Raw genomic sequence first — 16332 nt, 5'->3', positions numbered from 1 at the left:
CTATTTCAAAGCATGAACCGTGCCAGTTTGAGGCGAGAGGAAAAATTCCAATGGAATCAGCAATAGGCGCCGGTCGCGGGCGCGCCGGGCAATATCGCGAACAGGCCAAAGATTGTTCATTGGAGCAATCACGCGCACAATTTTTGTGCAATGCACAAGAATGGCGCGGAAATGGTCAGGCTTCCGCGCGGGCTGATTTCTGGGCGGCGATGTAGCCGTCGATCTCGTCCGGATCGAAGATCTGGCCGTCGAAGAAACCGTCCGGACCGAGCACCAGGCCCGCCCCTGTCGCGCCGACCGCCGTGGCCGCGCTCAACGCGCCCTCGACCTTCGAATTGGCGCCGGGAAGTGCGACGCCAAGCGGCTTCAGCGCCGAGCGGTAGAGGTCTGGCCGGTAGCAGTCGCGGGCAATGGCGAGATTTTCCGGCGTGTGCGCCACATGTCCCCAGCGCACCATCTGCGTGTAGAACCACAGCGCATGGCTCTTCCAGGGAAAGTTGGCCGCCTTGTCGAAGGGCAGGAAGAAGTCGTCGATGGTGCGCTCCGCGCCGCCGCCCAACTGGAGATGGCCGGTCAGGATCGGCATCAGGACGGCCGGCGGCAGGCCGAGGAAGCCCGGCTGCGCCATCACATCAGCCAGTTCGCCGTGGTTGGCCGGATCCTGGCACCAGCGCGCCGAGTGATGCAGCGCGCGCAAGAGCGCCGCCAGCGCCTCGGGGGACTGCTCGGCCCAGGCTTTGCGCACGCCGATCACCTTCTCCGGGCTGTTGCGCCACAACAGTGCCTTGACGGTGACGATGTGGCCGGTGCCGGCGGCGACCGAGGCGCTGTTCCAGGGCTCGCCGACGCAGTAGCCGTCGATCCGCCCCGTGGCCAGCGCGTCGGCCATGAAGGGCGGCGGCACGATGACGATCTCGATCTCGCGCGCCGGATCGATGCCGCAAGCGGCAAGCCAGTAGCGCAGTTCGTAATTGTGCCCGGAATGCGGGTGCACGACAGCGAAGCGCAACGGATCGTGGCCGGCGGCAGCGCGCTCGCGAATGAGCGCGCCAAGTGCTGCACCAGCGCGCGCCGGATCGAGATCAGGCGCGGCGCCGTGCGCAGCCATGCCGTCCCAGACGGCGTTGGAGATGGTGACGCAATTGCCGCCGAGCCCCAGCGAGAACGGCACGATGGTCTCGGAAGCGAGCGGCGTCAGCCCGAGATTGCAGGCGAGCGGCATCGGCCCGAGCATGTGCGCGAGATGGAAGTGGCCGATGGCGATGCGGTCGCGGATGTTGGCCCACGACGTCTCGCGGTGCAGCGTGAGATCGATGCCTTCGCGTGCGGCGAAGCCCAACTCGCTTGCGGCGACCAGCACGGCGCTGTCGAAGAGCGGCATGAAGCCGGCGGTGATCTGGTGCTCGGCGCCCATGCTCATTCGTCCTCCGCCGGTCCCAGCAGCCCTGCGGCGGTCACCAGGCTCTGGGCGATGTCGCTGATCTTGCGGTTCTGGTTCATCGCCGTCTTGCGCAGCAGCGTGTAGGCGGCCTCTTCGCTCAGGCCGCGCGACTTCATCAGGATGCCCTTGGCGCGATCGATCACCTTGCGGCTCTCGAGCTCGCTGCGCGCCTCTTCCAGTTCGCGCGCCATGCGCGAGAAGGCGTTGAAGCGGCTGACCGCCATGTCGAGGATCGGCTTGACGCGCTCCTGCCGCAGGCCGTCGACGACATAGGCCGACACGCCGGCATCGACCGCCGCCTCGATCGAGGCCTGGTCGGAGCGGTCGACGAACATGGCGATCGGCCGCTTCACCGCGCGCGAAAGCTGGAACATGTTCTCCAGCATGTCGCGGTTGGGGTTTTCGAGATCGATGACGATGACGTCGGGCTCGATCTCGGCGATGCGCCGCGCGATGCCGGTCACGTCGTGGATGACGGTGACCCGCTCATGGCCGGCCTCGCGCAGTCCCGCCTCGATGATCGAGGCGCGGATGCGGTTTTCGTCGATGACCAGGACGGCGAGTGAACTGCGAACCATTCCTGCATTGTGCCCATGCGAAGAATTTGTGCAATGCGGCATGGCCTGCTGATCGCAATGGATGATGATCTGGATAACGGCACGGCGCCGGGGTCCGGCGCCGATGCATCACCCCGCCAACGCCATTTCGGGGCGTTTTGACCCTTCGCGGATGGCCTTGTGCACGCCGCGCTGCAGATCCATGAAAGCCGGGCTTTCCATCACCTCTTCCCGGCGCGGCCGCTCGATATCGACGTTGAAGGTCTGCGTGATGCGTCCCGGGCCGATCCCCATGACGACGATGCGGTCCGACAGGTAGACGGCCTCCTCGACGTCATGCGTGACGAACAGCACGGTGAGCCGGTGTTCTTCCCAGATCTGGGTCAGGAGTTCCTGCATCTGATGCCGGGTCAAGGCATCGAGCGCGCCGAAGGGCTCGTCCATCAACAGCATCTTGGGCCGATAGGAAAGCGCACGCGCGATGGCCACGCGCTGCTTCATGCCGCCCGAGAGTTCGGACGGGTAGCGGTCGGCGCTGTGCGACAGCTTGACGAGGTCGAGATGCTCGAGCGCGATCCTGCGGCAGGTCGCGCGATCGTAACCCGCGGCCTTGAGGGCGAACTCGATGTTCTGCCGCGCCGTCAGCCAGGGAAGCAGCGTGTAGGACTGGAAGACGACGCCACGGTCGAGACCCGGCTGCAGGATCGGCGCGCCGTCGATGCTGAGATCGCCGGCGTCGAAGTCCTGCAGTCCGGCGACGATCGACAGCAGCGTGCTCTTGCCGCAACCCGACGTGCCGACGAGCGAGACGAACTCATTGTCGGCAAGATCGAGGTTGATGTCCCGCAGCACCTCGGTGCGCCGCTCGCCCGTGCCGAAGCTCTTGTGGAGGCCGGCGATCCGCAATTTGGGAGGACTCATCGACCGTGCCTCATTGCGAGTGGCCATCCTGCCGGAACAGCACCTTTTCCAGCGCCTTCATCACCTGGTCGGTGATGAGGCCGAGCACACCCAGGAGCAGGATGTAGCCGATGATGGTGTTTGTCTGGAAATAGCGCTGCGACACGGTGATGCGATAGCCGAGCCCCGATGTCGCCGCGACGAGTTCGGCCAGCACCAGCCACGTCCATGCCCAACCCAGGCTGATGCGCAGCGTATCCCAGATACCCGGCAAGGCGCTGGGTACGACGATGCGCGTCAGGATCTTGCGATCCGACAGGCCGAGCGTGCGCCCGAGGCCGATGAAATCTGTGGGAACCCGTTTTACGTTGTCCATGATCATCAGCACCTGCTGGAAAAAGGTACCGATGAAGATGATCAGGAACTTCTGCGTATCGCCGGTCCCGGCCCACAGGATGGAGAGCGGCACGAAGGCGACCACCGGCATGTAGCGGATGAAATCCACCAGCGGCTCGATACCCGCTTCCCAGGAACGGAAACTGCCGATCAGCACGCCGATCGGTATGGACAGTGCCGAGGCGATGAGGAAGCCGATGGAAATCCGGTACATCGAGGCCTTGAGGTCCAGCCACAACGTGCCGTCGGCAGCGAGCTTGGCGATCTGGGTCGCGACGCTGCCCGGCGACGGCAGGAAGATGGGTTTCACCCACTCCAGTCCGGTCGCCGCCCACCAGGCCAGGCCAAGCCCGACAAAGACAGCCACCGCGATCATCAGGAAACGCGACCTGGCGATCGGCACGCCGATCCCGGAGGATGGGCGGCGCCTCGCCTGTTTGGTGACCGGGCCCGGTGCGGCACGAGCCGGGACCGTTTTCGCGGAGGGCTCCCCGGACATCTGTGTCACCACCGCGATCCGGCCTTCGTCATTCCGCCGCCTTGACGAAGGACGGGTCGATCATCTGCTCCGGCGTCACGTCGGCCTGCAGCAGCTTGGCGTTCTTGGCCGCCGCTTCGACATCGGCGAATGTCTTGGTGGTGAAATCGCCGGTGAGCGCGGTCTTGTTTTCGGCGAGAGAGTAGTAGCGCACGCCGTCGAAAGCGGTGTTGAGGTCCTTGACGTCCGAACCGACGGCCTTGGCGATGATGGCGCGGCCACCGGGCGTGTCGGCTTTGTAATCCTTGAGCGCCGCGTCCCAGCTCTTGATCATGGCCAGCACCTGGCCGGGCCGCGACTTGATCACCTCGTCGCGCACCACCAGCACGTCGCTGATCAGGCCGGGATCCTCGCCGGCGGTGAACAGCAGCTTGACGTCCTTGTTCTGCGCCATGGCGACGGTGAGGTACGGCTCGTAGGTGACCGCGACCGGCACGCGGCCCGCGATCAAGGCGCCGCCGGCATCCGCGGCCGGCATCGGAACCGGCTTCACATCGTCGATCGACATGCCGTTCTTGGCGAGCGCGTATTTGAGCAGGATGTCGCTCGTCGTGCCTTCCTCGAAGGCGACCTCCTTGCCCTTGAGGTCCTTGATCGAGGTGATGTCCTTGCCGGCGATCATGGCGTCGGCCGTCATGCTGACGTCGAGCAGCAGCACGATCTTCACCGGCAGGCCGGCCGCGACCATGCCCATCGCCGTGTGGGTGGCGATGTTGGCGGCGTCGAGCTGGCCGCTGGCCAGCGCCGCGTTGATGTCCTTGTCCTCGGCGAAGTTGACGATCTGAACGTCCGTCAGCCCGTTTGCCTTGAACAGCGCCTTGGCGTCGGCGACATGCCATTGGCCATATCCAAGCCAGGGCTCGATGCCGATCTTGAACGCTCCGGCTTCGGGCGTGGTGGGAATGGCCGCATCGGCGGCATAGGCGGCCGGGGCGGCGGCGAGCCCGATGGCGGCAGCCATCACGAGCGCACGAAATTGTCCTGTTAGGTTACGCATCATCCTGTTCCCCTTGATGATCAGACCGCTTTTTTTCAACCAAGCATCCGGTCTGGTGAGACTGCGGGCTTCTGCTCTTGCGGCACTGTGCCTCGGCGTCATACCTGCCACTTCATGGTGAAGTGCAAGGATATTTCAGCGTCAGCGGCAGCGGATGTCAAGGCTAAAATACATACATGCATATACAAGTTGGATTGACTCAATTTTCTGCCTCGATCGGGCCCATCCGACGGCCTTTCCGCGACGATCATTCATGCTCTGTCAGGATCGATCCGGTCGAGGAAATCGGTCACCCGATCGGCCCCTGCATCGGGCTCGCTGCCGACCATGACCGCGACTGAAAAGGCAATGAGCGAGGAGACCGGCGTGTGGCTGCGCGCGCCGGCGCGCAGGTTCATGACCAGCGTCGGCGACAGGAAGAGCCCTAAGCGCAGCACCGCGCGCCAATCCGCCGGCAGCATGCCGCGCCGCTTGAGGTCCAGCAGCAATGGCCGCCACAGCGCCGTCGCCTTGACCTCCAGCAGGTCGCGACGCACCGGGCTCAGGTCCCAGTCCGTGTCGACATGGAGCAGGTTTCCGTCCAGCCGCGCCCGCGCGCGAAAAGCCTCGGTCGCCGTGGCCGGATCGTAGAGCCAGAACGGATGGGCGAAGATGTTGTGGAACGTCGCCTTGACCTCCGCCAGCAGCGTCGGGATATGCGAGCCGGCAAAGGCGGGATCGAAGAAGGACAGTTCAGCCCTCCCCGCCTTCGCCGTGTACCAGACATTGGCGTTGTGGGCGTCGCCATGCGCGACCACGCCGCCGGCATCGGCAAGCCTGTCCGGCCGCAGGCGCACTGCCGCGGCATCGAAAAGCTCGCCGACGCTGTTGCCATAGCGCTGGCCGTTGATGACGAATTTCAGCCGGGAAAACCGATCCCAGCCCAGTTCCACGCCAGGAAAGACGAACGGCTTGCCGACATAGAAATCGGCCAGCCGCCCACCTGGAAACGAGCGTGTATCGGCATCGACCAGGCGCTCGTAGAAGAGCCGGTGGATCGGCTCCGCCTCCACCTGCGCGACGGTGACGGGATGCAGCGTCGCGAGATAGACCTCGAGCAGCCTGGCTGACAGGTCGCGCTCGGCAAGAACGGCCTCGCGCCGTTTGCCGGTATCGTCCTGCGCGTCCAGTGCGAACAGCACATCCGAAAATCTCGGATCGGTGCGGCGGCGATAGACGAGGATCTGCTCGCCGGGCTGGGCGGACATATGCACGGGTTGGTCGACCGGCAGGCCGGCGCGGGACAGGATCTCGGCCCGATAATACTCGCCCGTCATCACCTCTTCCCGTTCCTCCTGATGGAACTTGAAGAAGTAAGCCTTGCCGTCATCCTCGAAGAAGCCGTTCAACGAATTGAGGCTGTATTTGTCGAAATTGATGCGGACATTGGAAGGGCTTATCTCGAACAGGTCCCCCAGCAATGCCGACAGCGCGCGCTGCGCCTCGGCGACATCGTGTTGCGCGAGGGCCCGGATCCGCGCCGTGCGGCTCGGTGTCGGCGTCATCTGTCGTTCCTTCTGGCCAGGCCGTTGCCGTCAGTTGGTCCTGGAAGGGGAATAGCGGCTGCCGAGCGAGTAGCGGCTGCCGGCATAGGTCAGCTTGCTGATCGTGGCGACGACCGCGCCCGTCCACGTCCGGCGGTGCAGAAGCAGGCAGCAGCTGCCGACATCGATGCCCAGATGCCGCGCCGTCTCCTTGTCGGCCGGGATGGCCGAGATGATATGCTCGACCTCGGTCACCGGGGTTTTCTGCATCAGGTAGTCGTAGGTCGCCGTCTTGGTGAAGTCCTGCTTGTCATAGTCGGGTATCAGGCTTGGATTGACGAAACGCTCTTCCAGCTGCACCGGCAGGTCGTTCTCGAAATTGACGACGACGGAATGATAGATCGGGACACGCTTTGCGAACTCGAACGACAGCGCGAGCTCCTTTGTCGGCATGATCGTTTCAAGGACGAGGACTTCGGAGCGATGCCTGTTGCCGCGCTCGACGATCTCCGCCGCGATGTTGTTGATCTCGATCAGCGTCGATTGCGGCCGGGGCGGCGCGATGAATGTACCCACGCCTTGCAGGCGGATCAGGAAGCCCGCCGCGGTCAGTTCCCGCAAAGCCCGGTGAACCGTCATCCGCGACACGCCCAGCGAAGCCACCAACTCATTCTCGGACGGCAGCTTGCGATCCTTGCCCCACCGGCCCGTTCCGATGTTGGTCAGGATGTAATCCTTCACCTTCTCGTAGAGAGGGCTGGCCGTATCGGGCAAATCGATCATCTCAAAAGTCCTTTCCGGCGATTTATCGGAAGTCACCCATGCTCGACAGGTTGCAGCATGCGGATGATTGTTTTCAAGCCGTCGCTCTGTCCCGCCAGCAGCCGCTCATAGGCAGCGGGAACCTCATCCAGGCCGATCTCGCGGTCGATCAGGGCCAGCAGCGGCTCGCTGAGTTCACCCAGCATCCGCACGGCGTCGGGCAGCTCGTCGGCGAAGGCATGGCATCCCAGCAATGCGATTTCGCGTTCGACCAATGTGTTGGGGTCGATGTCGAGGCGGCCGTGGAAGATGCCGACCATCGCCACCGTGCCGCCGGAATCGAGAACGCCGAGCAACTGATTGAATGCCGCGATGCTGCCGGTCGCCTCGACGGCCGACAGCAACGGGGCATTGGCGGTCGCGGCGGCAATGGTATCGCGGTTGAGATCGACGATCGTCGCACCCGTCACCCGCGCCACGCGGGCACAGCGGGCCTGGTTGCGGTCGGCGACGAGCAAGGTGCCGGCGAAGGTTCGGGAGAGCAGCAGCGCGGCAAGACCGCCGATGGGCCCGCAGCCGACGACAAGCACCGAGCCCGCCGTTTTCGGCAGCCGCCGCACCGCGTGCAGCGCCACGGCGAGCGGCTCGGCCATCGCCGCGACCCGCTCGTCGAGCGCGGCATCGATCACATGCAGCAGGCGTGCGGGCAACACCGCCTGTTCGGCAAATCCGCCGTCGCAGATTTCTCCCACGAACCCCAGCGAGCCGCAGAGATGCCGCCTTCCGGCACGGCATTGCGCGCAGTCTCCGCACCAGAAACGGGAATCGGCGACCACCCTGTCGCCGACGCCGACGGTGTCGACGCCCTCGCCGATGGCGGTGACCGTGCCGGTCAGTTCGTGACCCGCCGTCGAAGGCGACCGGCTTATCCATTGACCGGTACGGAAATTGTGCAGGTCCGAACCGCAGATACCGGCGGCATCGACCCTGAGCTTCACCCACCCCGCATCCGGCGCGCCTGGCGCGGCGATATCCTCGACGCGCAGATCGCCGGGTCCATAGAGTCGTGCCGCCTTCATCGCGATCGCTTCCGCTCAGCCGGCGAGATAGCGGTCGCGGATCTCCGAGACCGCGTTCTCATGCGAGCTGAACCCTTCGTAACGGGCGAGCCTGCGGGCATGCAGCGCCAGTTCCGGATAGGCGGCCGACGTGACATAGCCGACCGACGAGCGCTTGACGAAATCCGTCACCGAGAGCGGCCCGTAGGTCCGCGCCCAGCGGCTGGTCGGCAGCACCGCGTTTGGCCCGAGGACGAAGTTGGCAAGGGTCACCGGCGTGTGCGGACCCATCAGGATTTCGGCCGCCTCGGTGATGTGTCCGAGATGCGCGAACGGCTCCTTCGACAGGATCTCGAGGTGTTCGGGCGCATAGTCGTTGATGAAGCGGTAGCTGTCTTCCAGCGACGCGGTCAGCACGATGCCGCCGCGCTTTCCCGTCAGCACCGCGCGCGAAAACTCCACACGCTGTTCGGTCATCCGCGCCCAGTGCTCGGGAAGTGCCGCGAGCGCCTCTTCGGCGACCTTGCGGCTGTGCGTCACCAGATAGGCCGAGGAATCCGGGCCGTGTTCGGCTTCGATCAGGAGGTCGAGCGCGGCAAGGCCGCCGTCGACGCTGTCATCGGCGAAGATGATCGCTTCCGACGGGCCGGCAGGCAGGCCTGTGTTGATGATCGACGACAGCACGCTCTTGGCCGCCACCACCCACGGGCTGCCGGGGCCGACGATCTTGAGCGCCGGCTTCACCGTCTCGGTGCCGTAGGCGACGGCGGCGACGGCTTGCGCACCACCGCATTTGTACACGGTTCCCACACCGGCGAGACGAGCAGCGACGAGGGTGGCCGCGTCCACGGAACCATCCGATGTCGGCGGCGTCACGATGGCGATCTGTGGCACGCCGGCAATCACCGCCGGAACCGACGTCATCATCGTCACCGACGGGAAGGCGCCCTTGCCGCGCGGCACGTAGAGCGCGACGGAAGCGATCGGCGTGTACCGGTCGCCGGCATAGGCGCCCGGCCGGACTTCCTTGAGCCACATCGTTTCCGGCTTCTGCTCTTCATGGAAGCGCCGGATGTTGTCGATGCCGAACTTGATGCTCTCCACGACATCCTTTTCGACCTTGTCGAATGCCGCGTCGAACTCCCGCTCCGACACCTTCAGTTCGCCCTCGGCCACATCGGCCTTGTCGAGTTCCCGCGCGAAGCGGATCAAGGCGGCGTCGCCCTCGTCCTTGACGGCCTGGATGATCGGACGGACTTTTTCGATGAAGACCGTCAGATCGCCCTCGGCGCGCTTCAGCAGGCTGGCGCGCTGGTCGGCGCCGATGGATGACAGGTCGTGGAAGCTGATGTCGGACATGGCTGCTCCTTCTCTTGGAACTCTTGGAAAGCGATGTTGGTTGGCGCTGGTCGGCCACTCTTCTGGAGGTCGACAGGTCGACCGGGACAGGGATCACAGCCATCTCGAGGCTTCTCACGGCCAAAAGTATATACATGTATGTATAATGATCGCCAGCGATTTTTCCGTCATCCTTTCAGCCGAAACTGTCCAGGCAGACCCGCGCATCAGATCGAGGCGAGAAAGCCGCCATCGACCGGAATGGACTGGCCGGTGATGTAGGCCGCCGCATCCGAAGCGAGGAACACCGCGATGCCGTGCAGGTCGCTGAGATCGCCGAAACGGCGCTGCGGGATCTTGGCCAGCATGGATTGCTGCCATGCCTCGCTGCTGTAGAAGACATCCGTCATCGCCGTCCTGAAATAGCCCGGGGCGATGGCGTTGACCCGGATGCCGAGCTCCGCCCACTCCGCCGCGAGCGCCCGGGTCATCCCGAGCAGGCCCGACTTCGACGAGCCATACGGCACCGCCGTGGGAATGCCGACTTCGGATGTCAGCGAACACAGATTGATGATAGCGCCGGGCCGGCCGGCGTCCCGCATTTGCCGCGCGGCGGCCTGGGCGCAGAAGAACGCTCCCTTGAGGTTCGTGTCGACGATCCTGTCCCACAGCGCCTCGTCGACATCGAGCGAGGGCCGAACCTCTTCCATCCCGGCATTGTTGACGAGAACGTCGAGACCGCCAAGCAGGCTGGCGGCCTCGGCAGTCGCCGTCCGGCACCGCTCGACATCGGTGACATCAAGCGCGATGGCGTGCGCCACGCCGCCGGCCGCGCGGATGACTGCCGTGGTCTCCTCCAGCGAGGTCAGCGTGCGCGCGGTGACCGCGACGTCGGCGCCGGCCGCACTCAACGCCTCGGCGATACTGCGCCCGATGCCGCGGCTTGCGCCGGTGACGAGCGCCTTCCTGCCGGAGAGATCGAAGAGAGAAGCGTTGCGCATATGATCCTCCTTGCCGGCGTCGTCTTCGGCGCCGGTTTCGAGATTACCAGATCAAGTTCCATATACAAGCATATACAAACTATTTTGGCTGCGGTAGTGATGACAAATTCCGCCGCACGGACGCGCCCGTCCCGGCCCGCCCCGGGAAAATGCCGCGAAACCCGGTGTTTGAGAACCCGGCCGATGACCTTGTCGGCCCGCCGCAGAGGAGCCCACTTGTGTCGAAAGCCTCGAATATGGTCCGAGCCGAAGTCACGCGTCTGTCACCTTACAATTCCGGGCTGACCATTGACGAGGTCATGCTGCGATACGCGCCAGCCAGGATCGCCAAACTGGGCTCGAACGAAAGCCCGCTCGGTCCGAGCCCAACACTGGCCACGCTGATGCATGCCGGCTCCGAGATGTTCCGGCTCTATCCGGACCCCGCCGGACGCAAGCTCCGCCAGGCGATCGGCGACAGATATGCCGTCGCCGAGGATCAAATCATCCTGGGCAACGGTTCCGAAGACCTGCTCTCAGTCATCAGCCGCGCCGTGTTGCGGCCGGGCGACGCGATCGTCACGCTCTATCCATCGTTCCCGCTGCATGAAGACTACGCGACCTTGATGGGCGCGACCGTCAAGCGCGTTGCCGTCAACGGCGATCTCACCATCAACGTCGGCGCGCTGGTCGAGGCGGTGCGCGAACGGCCCCGCATGCTGTTGTTCTCGAACCCGATGAACCCGGTCGGCAGCTGGCTCTCCGGCGGCGATCTGTCTCGGGTCCTGGATGCGGCGGGCGACGAGACGCTGATCGTCATCGATGAAGCCTATGCAGAGTACGCCGAGGGCGACGGCTATGCGTCGTCCCTGCCCTGCCTCGGCAGCCTCGACCGGTCCTGGATTGTGCTTCGGACATTTTCCAAGGCGTTCGGCCTTGCCGGGTTGCGCATCGGCTTCGGCATCGTCGGCGACCCGGAACTGCGCGCGCTGCTCGACCGTGTCCGCACGCCTTTCAACGCCAACGGCATGGCGCAGGCCGCCGCGCTGGCGGCCCTCGCCGATGAAAAGCACCTCGCCAGGGTCGTCGCGCTGGCCAGGGCGGAGAGAGCGCGTGTCGAGAATTTCCTCGCCAGCAAGGGCCTCGAAGTCGCTCCCTCCAGAGGCAACTTCCTGTTCTTCAACTGCCTGCAAAATGCCTCCGCATTCGCCGAAAGCCTGCTGCGCGAAGGCGTCATCGTCAAACCGTGGAAGCAGGAGGGCTTCGACACCTATGTGCGCGTCAGCATCGGTTCGGCTTCGGAGAACGACCACTTCATGGCCGTTCTGTCCAACCTGCTATGAGCGCACGCCTGCCGGCGCCGAGCCGAGCCACGACGCCGCGTCAGCCAACGAACCGAACTTCCTAGGCTTTCTTCAGGAATTCCGTCCTGAGAACCAGATCCTTGACCTTTTCGGCCCGACACTCGACCTCGTCCTCGTTGCCCGTGAGGCGGATGTTCTTGATCAGCGTTCCACGTTTCAGGGTAACGGAGGTGCCCTTGACTTTGAGATCCTTGATGAGCGTGACGGAATCGCCTTCGTTCAGTGGCGTGCCATTGCTGTCTTTGACCTTCATGATCCTGTTTCCCGCCTTTGTGCGTCGAGTTTGCTGAGAAGATCGGCGATCTCCTCGGCATCCTGCTGATTCATCCCAACGATGGTTCGGCTGCCCATCTCGGCGGGCCGCCCGGTGAGAGCATCGTTGACGGCCCAGGTGCCAGTCGGCTCCCGACAGAGTTTATAGCGTTGAGTCATGCCGGCACCATAATCTCGGGGTCTCGCCATGCCAAGGGAGGATGAATATTTTTTCGGTCTGTATTGATGTTTTGTACATCAATGATACCATCGAGATTATCATTTCTCATACTCAGACACTGATGCCTCGATGATCACAGCCCTCCAGCTTCGTGCCGCCCGCGCCCTCCTCGACATCGACCAGAAGACCCTGGCGGAAATGGCGGGCGTCTCCGTGCCAACCATCCAGCGAATGGAGGCCAGCCGCGGCAATGTGCGAGGCGTTGTCGACAGTCTGATGAAAGTGATCAACGCGCTCAACCGGGCCGGCGTCGAACTGATCAGCGAGCGTGTGCGCAGCGACGACGGCGGCCGCGGCGTCAGGTTCCGGCATCCCGATGCGCTGACAGACACACCAAACTAAGCCGCAAACGCCCACCTTCGCTCACGCCAGCACCAAGCGTTGGCCGATCCCTTGTTTTCGCTTGCAGAACCTGTTGATGAACCCGCCCCGGCACCCCCACTCCTGGTCACGACTTGCCGCATCAAAAGGCAGGATTCGCTCATGATCGTGTATCTGCGCCGGCTGACCGGAAAGGAACGAAGCGAAAGAACCGACCGGCACCTCGCTCGTTTTCTGACGTTCATCGCAGGAGCCGCCAACGCTGGCGGCTTTCTGGCGGTTCAGCAGTACACATCCCACATGTCCGGCATCGTTTCCTCGATGGCCGACCACGTGGCACTCGGCAATATCGGGCTGGCGCTTTCCGGATTGGGGGCCTTGCTGTCATTTGTCGCGGGCGCGGCCTGTTCGGCGGTCCTGGTCAACTGGGGAAGGCGGCAGGGCCTGCAGAGCGAATACGCGTTCCCGCTTGTCCTGGAAGCGGTTTTGCTGATCTGTTTCGGTCTGCTCGGCAGCCATCTCGCACGTCACGAAGCGCTGTTCGTGCCGATGACGGTGATGCTGCTTTGCTTCATCATGGGGTTGCAGAACGCCATCATCACCAAGCTGTCGGAAGCCAGAATCCGGACAACGCATGTCACTGGCCTGGTGACCGACATGGGCATCGAACTCGGCAAGCTGCTTTATTGGAACATCTCGGGGAGTGACTCGGACGAACTGTTCGTGAAGGCGGATCGAAGGAAGCTGAGGCTGCTTGCGTCGCTTGTTGCATTGTTCTTTGTCGGCGGCGTCATCGGCGCCATGGGTTTCAAACATGTCGGCTTTGCGGTGACGTTGTTTCTCGCGGCCATTCTCCTCGTGCTGGCCTCCATGCCGGTCCTGGAGGATGTCTCCGTTCGCATGAGGCGGCTCTGGCAGTAGCCCATGGAGCTGTGATTCTTGCCGCCCGACCACCCGATACGGCGGAAAAATGCCGCCGCGTTCAACAGACCGATCGCATCGGCAGGATCGGGAATTGACTCGCTAACCGACTGCCGGAAGCGTACAATTCCTTGGTCGCCGGCCATGGTTCGGGCGCTTGGGCTTGGAAGAGCCAATTACGCTTTCGCCCATGAGGGAAAAGCAATGTCTTTCGACCATCCAATCAACTCCAGGCAGCTCTCCATGCTCGCCAAGGTTCTCAACGACTACTGTACCGAGGCGGGAATTCCCAAAGGCCACCCGGCGAGAGAACATTTTGGGCGGCGGCTCATGGATCTGTTTCAATCCGGGGTGGATCAGCCGCAGGAGCTAATGTCAAAAATGAACGCCGGCTATGAAGAGTGGCTGGGCGAGACCGGCGCCATCGATCATTTCATACCGCCCAAACTGTCGTCCGAAGACCGTCTTGTGGGCGACGATATCTTGCCAGGATCGGATCGCAGAGGCAGACCAGCCGCCCGCAAGAACAGTGGCGGATAACGACCACTTCCATGTCCCCATGGACAAGTTGAGAATCCATGCCTTTCCGGCAATGAACGTGCCGGCTGCATGAACGCTCCAGGACAAGCCGACGAAGCATTGATTGCTATCTCGGCTTCTCGTGGATGCCGAAGGTCCGCCCCAAGACCAGCTCCCGCGTCCGCAGTTCGCTTGATCGAAATCAAGGACAACTGGTGCATTGCTCATAACTTTATCAAGCAGAAGAGAAGTTGGAGGAATGGATGATGGACAAAGACAGGGTAGTCGGGTCTGCGAAGGTCGTAAAAGGGAAAATAAAGGAAGCCCTTGGCAAAGCAATCGGTGACGCCAAGTTGGAGTCCGAGGGCAAGGCCGACAAATTCGAAGGCAAGATCCAGAACGCCGTCGGCGGCATCAAAGACGTCATCAAGGAGAAATAAGAACTGTTGCTGGCAATTCTCCAGATTGCCAGATCGACAGCGATAAGGCGGGCATCAGCTGCCTGAAGCGATAAAAAGAAGAAGAACCCATGTCGCTTGGAGCCATACTTATCATCTTGCTTATCATTTTCCTGCTCGGCGGATTTAGTGGCCGCTTCGGTGGATACGGCTACGGGTTCGGTCACGGCGGCGTTGGTATTCTTGGCGTGATCCTGATCGTCGTCATCGTCTTGGTTCTCATGGGACGAGTTTGAGCCCATTTCTCAACGAATTTAACACAGGCACAGGCATACCCACTTAATCGCTCACACACACAAGGGGTAACCATCCCCTCCAGGAGAAGATCATGAACAGGATCATGTCGGGCATACTGGCCGGCGTATTGTCGGCGTCGTTCGCGGCTTCCGCCGCCTTGCCGGCGAATGCCATGCAGATGTTCGTACCGCAGGCACCGTCAGCTTCAAGCGACGTTCAAACTGTGGAAGCCCGCAACGGCGACCCGCGCTGGATACCTCGCCACGGCAACCGCCACATTGGCAATCGGGTGCATCGCGGTGTCATACACAACGACGGCATGTACTGGAACGGCCACCGCGGCTACCGCGAGTACCATCGCGGCTATCGCCGGCACGGCGACTTCTGGTTCCCGCTTGCTGCCTTCACCGCCGGCGCACTGATCGGCAGCGCAATCGTCAACAGCGAGAACAACCGTGTCTATTCGGGCAACGCCCATGTGCAGTGGTGCTACGACCACTACAGGTCGTATCGGGCGTCGGACAATACCTTCCAGCCTTACAACGGCCCGCGTCGGCAGTGTCATTCGCCCTACTGAAGTTCCGCCGCCTGCTATTCGTTGGGCTGGTCCTGAAGCACACGAAAGGACCAGCCTCTAACTGGTGCCCCGCCCTGCGCTTTGCGCTGCTCGGCGTGGCACATGCCAGGGCCTGAACGCCAGGAGGCTCAGCTCATGCGCGATCTCGTCAGCGCCAACCGACGGCGGTACCAGCAACGTCGGCTGGACGAGATCACGCACCTTGCCTGCCATGACGAGCGCGTTGCGGTCCGAGGCGCCGCGAGTATCGAGCAGTCTGACATTCGCCCAGATATTGCTGAGTTTCGCGGCAACCCGATCCGGCATGGTGTCAAGGTCGTGGCGAGCATGAACATTCCCGATCAGCATGCCGGATGAGTTTTTGAGACGTGTCTGCGCCAGACCGAAGAATGTCTCGGCGCACAGGTGGTCCGGAATGCGCCGCCCGGAATATGCGTCCAGGACGATGGCGTCGTAGCGATGACGGTCGGCGCGCAAGAAATCCCGCCCGTCGGAAGTGCAGCAGTGAACGCCCCGAGGCAGCCCAAAATATTGCTGGGCGATCTGGAAGGCCTTCGGGTTGATGTCGACGATCGTGACACACACGCCAACCCTGTCCAGCATCGTGCCCAGGCTGCCGCCGCCACAACCTATCATCAGGACGTCGGACACTTCCGCTTGCGCGAGAAGACCAAAGATCGCGTGTATATAGGGCACGACGCTGATGCCATTGGGGTCGCACTCGCTTTGGTAGCAACCGCCTTGGCGATAAATGAACGAGCCGGAATCCTTGGTCCGCAGAACCTCGATGTTGCCGAAATCGGTATGATATTTCGCAACCCGGATCATGACCTGGTCACCACAGCCAAATTCCTAAATCCACCGCTCAACTCGTCTCTCGAACGGCCTTTTGCCAGGGCGTTTCGCGGCCTCCGTCATTGCGGGCCCGCCTTGCACTTGCCGGGCGCCGGGG

General features: G+C 63.0%; 19 protein-coding genes and 1 pseudogene. 7 read left to right on the top strand and 13 right to left on the bottom strand.

The window, feature by feature from the left end; translation table 11 throughout:
* Positions 1 to 175 precede the first annotated feature (175 nt).
* The 10 genes from NR193_RS18410 to NR193_RS18365 form a co-directional block, all read right to left on the bottom strand.
* On the bottom strand, positions 176 to 1414 hold the full coding sequence (locus NR193_RS18410; protein ID WP_256752345.1) for a CmpA/NrtA family ABC transporter substrate-binding protein: 1239 nt from the start codon (positions 1412 to 1414) through the stop codon (positions 176 to 178).
* Positions 1415 to 1416: 2 nt separating this feature from the next.
* Entirely contained in the window at positions 1417 to 2019 is a 603-nt protein-coding gene (locus tag NR193_RS18405; RefSeq protein ID WP_256752201.1) for an ANTAR domain-containing response regulator, read from the bottom strand.
* Between the two features lie 108 nt (positions 2020 to 2127).
* Entirely contained in the window at positions 2128 to 2919 is a 792-nt protein-coding gene (locus NR193_RS18400) for an ABC transporter ATP-binding protein (protein ID WP_256752200.1), read from the bottom strand.
* Positions 2920 to 2929: 10 nt separating this feature from the next.
* Positions 2930 to 3793: an ABC transporter permease gene (locus tag NR193_RS18395; RefSeq protein WP_256752199.1), complete on the bottom strand. Its 864-nt coding sequence runs from the start codon at positions 3791 to 3793 to the stop codon at positions 2930 to 2932.
* 28 nt (positions 3794 to 3821) lie between these two features.
* The gene (locus NR193_RS18390; RefSeq protein WP_256752198.1) at positions 3822 to 4829 is read right to left on the bottom strand and encodes an ABC transporter substrate-binding protein; all 1008 of its coding nucleotides are present in this window, start codon (positions 4827 to 4829) and stop codon (positions 3822 to 3824) included.
* Between the two features lie 251 nt (positions 4830 to 5080).
* Positions 5081 to 6373: a hypothetical protein gene (locus NR193_RS18385; protein ID WP_256752197.1), complete on the bottom strand. Its 1293-nt coding sequence runs from the start codon at positions 6371 to 6373 to the stop codon at positions 5081 to 5083.
* Between the two features lie 30 nt (positions 6374 to 6403).
* Positions 6404 to 7135 (bottom strand): histidine utilization repressor, encoded by a 732-nt coding sequence (hutC, locus tag NR193_RS18380; RefSeq protein WP_091581982.1) that lies wholly within the window; start codon positions 7133 to 7135, stop codon positions 6404 to 6406.
* A 32-nt stretch (positions 7136 to 7167) separates the two neighbouring features.
* Positions 7168 to 8193, bottom strand: coding sequence for a zinc-binding dehydrogenase (locus tag NR193_RS18375; RefSeq protein WP_256752196.1), 1026 nt, complete (start codon positions 8191 to 8193; stop codon positions 7168 to 7170).
* A 15-nt stretch (positions 8194 to 8208) separates the two neighbouring features.
* Positions 8209 to 9531, bottom strand: a complete 1323-nt coding sequence (gene hisD / locus NR193_RS18370; protein WP_256752195.1) for a histidinol dehydrogenase — start codon at positions 9529 to 9531, stop codon at positions 8209 to 8211.
* 206 nt (positions 9532 to 9737) lie between these two features.
* Positions 9738 to 10511: an SDR family NAD(P)-dependent oxidoreductase gene (locus NR193_RS18365; RefSeq protein ID WP_256752194.1), complete on the bottom strand. Its 774-nt coding sequence runs from the start codon at positions 10509 to 10511 to the stop codon at positions 9738 to 9740.
* 218 nt (positions 10512 to 10729) lie between these two features.
* On the opposite strand from NR193_RS18365, the gene NR193_RS18360 reads away from it, so the two are divergent.
* On the top strand, positions 10730 to 11833 hold the full coding sequence (locus NR193_RS18360; protein ID WP_256752193.1) for a histidinol-phosphate transaminase: 1104 nt from the start codon (positions 10730 to 10732) through the stop codon (positions 11831 to 11833).
* A 61-nt stretch (positions 11834 to 11894) separates the two neighbouring features.
* On the opposite strand, the gene NR193_RS18355 is transcribed toward NR193_RS18360, so the two are convergent.
* Together NR193_RS18355 and NR193_RS18350 are read right to left on the bottom strand one after the other, a co-directional pair.
* Entirely contained in the window at positions 11895 to 12107 is a 213-nt protein-coding gene (locus NR193_RS18355) for an alkylphosphonate utilization protein (protein ID WP_091581971.1), read from the bottom strand.
* Entirely contained in the window at positions 12104 to 12286 is a 183-nt protein-coding gene (locus NR193_RS18350; protein ID WP_256752192.1) for a hypothetical protein, read from the bottom strand. Before NR193_RS18350 ends, NR193_RS18355 begins: the two co-directional genes overlap by 4 nt.
* 130 nt (positions 12287 to 12416) lie before the next feature.
* On the opposite strand from NR193_RS18350, the gene NR193_RS18345 reads away from it, so the two are divergent.
* The 6 genes and pseudogenes from NR193_RS18345 to NR193_RS18320 all read left to right on the top strand — a co-directional run bounded on the left by NR193_RS18345 (position 12417) and on the right by NR193_RS18320 (position 15380).
* Positions 12417 to 12689 carry a helix-turn-helix domain-containing protein gene (locus NR193_RS18345; RefSeq protein ID WP_256752191.1) on the top strand — a complete coding sequence of 91 codons (273 nt, stop codon included), beginning with the start codon at positions 12417 to 12419 and terminating at the stop codon, positions 12687 to 12689.
* 141 nt (positions 12690 to 12830) lie between these two features.
* Positions 12831 to 13577, top strand: a pseudogene (locus NR193_RS18340) (YoaK family protein); the annotation flags it as partial.
* 216 nt (positions 13578 to 13793) lie between these two features.
* A complete protein-coding gene (locus NR193_RS18335; protein WP_256752190.1) occupies positions 13794 to 14129 on the top strand; it encodes a hypothetical protein in 336 nt (111 codons plus the stop codon).
* Positions 14130 to 14374: 245 nt separating this feature from the next.
* Positions 14375 to 14548, top strand: a complete 174-nt coding sequence (locus NR193_RS18330) for a CsbD family protein (protein ID WP_256752344.1) — start codon at positions 14375 to 14377, stop codon at positions 14546 to 14548.
* Between the two features lie 89 nt (positions 14549 to 14637).
* Entirely contained in the window at positions 14638 to 14802 is a 165-nt protein-coding gene (locus tag NR193_RS18325; protein WP_256752189.1) for a DUF3309 family protein, read from the top strand.
* A 92-nt stretch (positions 14803 to 14894) separates the two neighbouring features.
* Positions 14895 to 15380, top strand: a complete 486-nt coding sequence (locus NR193_RS18320) for a BA14K family protein (protein ID WP_256752188.1) — start codon at positions 14895 to 14897, stop codon at positions 15378 to 15380.
* A 57-nt stretch (positions 15381 to 15437) separates the two neighbouring features.
* Here NR193_RS18320 and NR193_RS18315 read toward each other — a convergent pair whose 3' ends face one another.
* Entirely contained in the window at positions 15438 to 16208 is a 771-nt protein-coding gene (locus tag NR193_RS18315) for a spermidine synthase (protein ID WP_256752187.1), read from the bottom strand.
* Between the last annotated feature and the right edge of the window lie 124 nt (positions 16209 to 16332).

The sequence above is a fragment of the Mesorhizobium sp. Mes31 genome (genome assembly GCF_024519675.1).
GTDB lineage: Bacteria > Pseudomonadota > Alphaproteobacteria > Rhizobiales > Rhizobiaceae > Mesorhizobium.
The sequence above is the reverse complement of the archived record's forward strand: the minus strand, read 5'-3'. Positions and strand labels throughout refer to the sequence as shown.